This is a genomic window from Actinosynnema sp., from assembly GCF_052038725.1.
Map to the genome: position 1 here is coordinate 1 of NZ_JBQGCX010000231.1, position 4,305 is coordinate 4,305.

At 71.7% G+C, this 4,305-nt stretch carries 1 protein-coding gene; it reads right to left on the reverse strand.

The features are described 5' to 3' along the window. Positions 1-516 precede the first annotated feature (516 nt). Positions 517-3,420 carry a preprotein translocase subunit SecA gene (gene secA, locus ACTUAL_RS04515; RefSeq protein ID WP_440899361.1) on the reverse strand — a complete coding sequence of 968 codons (2,904 nt, stop codon included), beginning with the start codon at positions 3,418-3,420 and terminating at the stop codon, positions 517-519. Between the last annotated feature and the right edge of the window lie 885 nt (positions 3,421-4,305).

Below are 4,305 nucleotides of genomic sequence, written 5' to 3' on the forward strand. Positions count from 1 at the left end.
GAACTGGTGGAGGGCCGGTGGCTGCTGTCGCGCTTCCACGTGGGGCGGTGAGCCCCGTGGCCGACCGCCGCGGTGGGGCCCGCCCGGGCGGTGGGCGCGCACCGCGGCCCGACCGGCACGGCGCTTCCGGCAGGCCGGTGGTGCCCCGGCGCCGCACACCGCTTCACCGCGGGCCTGCGCCGCGCCCCGACCACCGGGCCTCTGCCTGCCACCCCACCCGCGCACCACCGCAGCGCACTCCCGTGCTGCGGCCCGCCGGACACGGCTGCTCCGGCCGCTCCACACCCCCGCGGGATCGCGCGGCTCTCACACCGCACCGCAATCCAGTGCTGCGGTTCAGCCGGAGCGGCCTCCGCCCCCCGCGTCCTCGCCGGGCGCCGGCGCTCGGGTGCACCGCGCCCGCGTCCCCGCCGGGAAAGCCCGCAGCCCCCGGACCGACTGGGGTCCGGGGGCTGCGGGAGCGGTTCGCCGACGCGCCCCGGTCACCGCGTCGCGGTCACCGGGGTCGCTGTCGGGTCAGCCCTGCGGGCGGTTGCGCTGGCCCTTGGCCTGGGCGCGGGCCTGGGCGCGGCGCTCCTTGCGGGTGCCGCTCTGGCCCGCGCCGCCGCCCTGGCCTGCGCTGCCGTGGGACTCCGCGTCGCCGCTCTCGTCCGGACCGGTGTAGGTCAGGTTCGTGTTCGCGCGCGGGTCGAGGCCCTTGCCGCGCAGCGCGGGCGGGATCGGGGCACCCGACAGCTGCGCCAGCGCGGAGCCCGCCGGGGCCTCGCGACGGCGCTGCTCCTCCTGCTGCCTGGCCGCAGCCGCCTGCTGCTGCGCCTCGGCCTGGGCCGCCGCGGCGGCGCGCGCGCGGGCGCGGCTGCCGGTCAGGTTGCCCGCGCCGTTGCTGATCGACACCTGCACCGGGGGCTCCGGGGCGGGCTCGGGCTCGGCGGCCTCGACCTGCAGGTTGAACAGGAAGCCGACGATCTCCTCCTTCAGCGCCTCCAACATGCCGTTGAACATGTCGAAGCCCTCCCGCTGGTACTCGATCAGCGGGTCGCGCTGGGCCATCGCCCGCAGGCCGATGCCCTCCTTGAGGTAGTCCATCTCGTAGAGGTGCTCGCGCCACTTGCGGTCCAGCACGGACAGCAGCACGCGGCGCTCCAGCTCGCGCATGGCGCCGGGGCCGACGCGGCCGTCGATGTCGGCCTCGCGGTTGTCGTACGCCTGCAGGGCGTCCTCCTGCACGCGGGCGCGCAGGTCCTCGCGGCTGAGGTCGTCCTCGGCGTCGAGCAGCGCCTTGGCGTCCAGCGACACCGGGTAGAGCGACTTGAGGGCCGTCCACAGCTTGTCGAGGTCCCAGTCCTCGGAGTAGCCGTCGGCGGTGGCGCCGTCGACGTACTCGCCGGTGACGTCCTTGATCATGTGGGTGACCTGCTCGCGCAGGTCCTCGCCCGCGAGGACGCGGTGGCGCTCGGCGTAGATCACCTTGCGCTGCTCGTTCATGACCTCGTCGTACTTGAGGACGTTCTTGCGGATCTCGAAGTTCTGCTGCTCGACCTGGGTCTGCGCGCTGCGGATCGCGTTGGTGACCCACTTGTGCTCGATGGGCAGCTCGTCCGGCACCTTCAGGCGGGTCATCACGTTCTCGACCATGGCCGCGTTGAACCGGCGCATCAGCTCGTCGCGCAGCGACAGGTAGAACCGGGACTCGCCGGGGTCGCCCTGGCGGCCGGAGCGACCGCGCAGCTGGTTGTCGATGCGGCGGGACTCGTGGCGCTCGGTGCCGAGCACGTACAGGCCGCCCGCCTCGCGGACCGCCTCGCCCTCGACCTTGACCTCGGCCTTGACGTCCTCGATCAGCTTCGACCAGGCGGCCTCGTACTCCTCCGGGGTCTCCACCGGGTCGAGGCCGCGGTCGCGCAGCTCGTGGTCGGCCAGGATGTCCGGGTTGCCGCCGAGCACGATGTCGGTGCCTCGACCGGCCATGTTCGTCGCGACGGTCACCGCGCCCTTGCGACCGGCGCGGGCGATGATCAGCGCCTCGCGGTCGTGGTGCTTGGCGTTCAGGACCTCGTGCGGGATGTTCATCCGCACCAGCAGCTTCGACAGGTACTCGGAGCGCTCGACGCTGGTCGTGCCGACCAGGACCGGCTGGCCCTTCTCGTGCCGCTCGGCGATGTCCTCGGCGACCGCCTGGAACTTCGCCTCCTCGGACTTGTAGACCAGGTCCGGCTGGTCGCGGCGCTTCATCGGGCGGTTGGTCGGGATGGGGACCACGCCGAGCTTGTAGGTCTGGTAGAACTCCGCGGCCTCGGTCTCGGCCGTGCCGGTCATGCCGCCCATGCGCTCGTAGAGGCGGAAGTAGTTCTGGAGGGTGATCGTGGCGAGGGTCTGGTTCTCGGCCTTGATCTCCACCCCCTCCTTGGCCTCGATCGCCTGGTGCATCCCCTCGTTGTAGCGGCGCCCCGAGAGCACGCGGCCGGTGAACTCGTCGACGATCATGACTTCACCGTTGCGGACGATGTAGTCCTTGTCCTTGCTGAACAGCTCCTTCGCCTTGATGGCGTTGTTCAGGTAGCCGACCAGCGGGGTGTTCGCCGCCTCGTAGAGGTTCTCGATGCCGAGCTGGTCCTCGATGAAGGCGACACCGGCCTCCGAGACGCCGACGGTGCGCTTGCGCTCGTCGATCTCGTAGTGGGTGTCCTTGCGCAGCAGCGTGGCCAGGCGGGCGAACTCCAGGTACCAGCGCGACGACTGGTCGGCCGGGCCGGAGATGATCAGCGGCGTGCGGGCCTCGTCGATGAGGATCGAGTCGACCTCGTCGACCACGGCGAAGAAGTGGCCGCGCTGCACGCACTCGTCCAGGCTCCACGCCATGTTGTCGCGCAGGTAGTCGAAGCCGAACTCGTTGTTCGTGCCGTAGGTGATGTCGGCGTTGTAGGCCGCGCGCCGCTGCTCCGGCGTCATGTCGGACAGGATCGCGCCGACGGTCATGCCGAGGAAGCGGTGGATGCGGCCCATCCACTCCGAGTCGCGCTTGGCGAGGTAGTCGTTGGTCGTGACGACGTGCACGCCCTTGCCCGCGATCGCGTTCAGGTAGGCGGGCAGCACCGAGGTCAGGGTCTTGCCCTCACCGGTGCGCATCTCGGAGATCTGCCCGAGGTGCAGCGCCGCGCCGCCCATCAGCTGGACGTCGAAGTGCCGCTGGCCGAGCACCCGCTTCGCGCCCTCGCGGACGACGGCGAACGCCTCCGGCAGCAGCTCGTCGAGCGACTCGCCGTCGGCGTGGCGCTTGCGGAACTCCTCGGTCTTGGCCCTGAGCTCGGCGTCGGAGAGGTCGACGACGTCGTCTTCGAGGTTGTTGATGTGCGCTGCGATGTTGCGCAGGCGCTTGAGCATCTTGCCTTCGCCTGCGCGGAGCAGTCGGGACAGCACCATCTCGGGTCGACCTCATTACCTCATCGCGTCGCGCCCGGCGGGCGCCTTCCTTAGGGTCCACCGGGGTGGCGGTGGGCCCCTCACCTATGGCCATCGTAGGCAAGTCGTGAAGGTGTGTGCACAGACACAGGTAGGAACCACCGGCGAGCCCTTCGGGACCCGTCGGAGCAGGACCGGACCGGACGACCGGCCGAGGGGTCGGGATCTTGCCGGACGGGAGGGGCGGGAGCACGCCGAAGGCGGGGATAAGGCGATCAAGTTCACTCCGTCGTGGCGGGCGCGGAAGGCGAACGCGGGGCAGGAAGGGCGCAGCGGGCAGGAACAGCGGGCAGGGCTGGAGAGCAGGGCTGGCGGGTGGGAACGGGGAGCGGGACTGACGGGCAGGGACAGGGAGCGGGACTGACGGCTGGACTGGCGGGCGGGAACAGGGGGCGGGAACGGCAAGCGGGAACGGCGAGCAGCACTAGCTGGCGGGAATGCGGCGGAACGGCGAGAACGCCGCACGGGCTCAGCACGGCTCGCACGGGGCGGCGTTGCTTTGGCGGCGACTTGGCTCGCAGAGAGCTGCTCGCAGCGGGAAGGGCCTGCGGGACGCTCGCGAAGAGCCGCAGGGGCAACTCATGCCGGGAGGGCGGAGGGCCAGCGGCCACTGGCTGGCGGCTGGCGGCTGGCGGCTGGCGGCTGGCGGCTGGCGGCTGGCGGCTGGCGGCTGAGTTTAAGGGCCCTGCCGAGGAGCGGGGGTCCAGTGCGTGGAGAACGACCACGGCGCGGCGAAGAGATCGGCGCAGCGAGGGATTGACGGGGTGCGCGGCGAGCGGCTGGCGCGGGCAGCGTCGTGGAGCGGTCAGTGGGTGGCGGTCAGTGGGTGGCGGTCAGTGGGTGGCG

Bases quoted from the DNA above. Each gene is read 5' to 3' on its own strand.
- secA (WP_440899361.1), bottom strand. From the start codon at position 3,420: ATGGTGCTGTCCCGACTGCTCCGCGCAGGCGAAGGCAAGATGCTCAAG.